Origin of the sequence: Virgibacillus sp. 7505 (genome assembly GCF_002272135.1) — a bacterium.
Taxonomy (GTDB): Bacteria; Bacillota; Bacilli; order Bacillales; family Amphibacillaceae; genus Terribacillus.
The window spans coordinates 1-231 of the sequence record NZ_NPBF01000339.1 but is presented as its reverse complement, the minus strand read 5'-3'; the positions used below and the strand labels follow the sequence as shown (position 1 = coordinate 231).

General features: G+C 53.7%; 1 rRNA gene. It reads left to right on the top strand.

Annotated elements, in window-relative coordinates:
- A 23S ribosomal RNA gene (locus CHH91_RS19230) occupies positions 1-231 on the top strand; the annotation flags it as partial.

Here is a 231-nt window from a genome sequence, read left to right as displayed (position 1 = left end):
CGCTGCGCCGAAAATATACCGGGGCTAAACACACCACCGAAGCTGCGGATTGACATCTACGATGTCAGTGGTAGGAGAGCGTTCTAAGGGCAGTGAAGGTCGATCGTGAGGACGGCTGGAGCGCTTAGAAGTGAGAATGCCGGTATGAGTAGCGAAAAAAGAGTGAGAATCTCTTTCATCGAAAGCCCAAGGTTTCCTGAGGAAGGCTCGTCCGCTCAGGGTTAGTCGGGG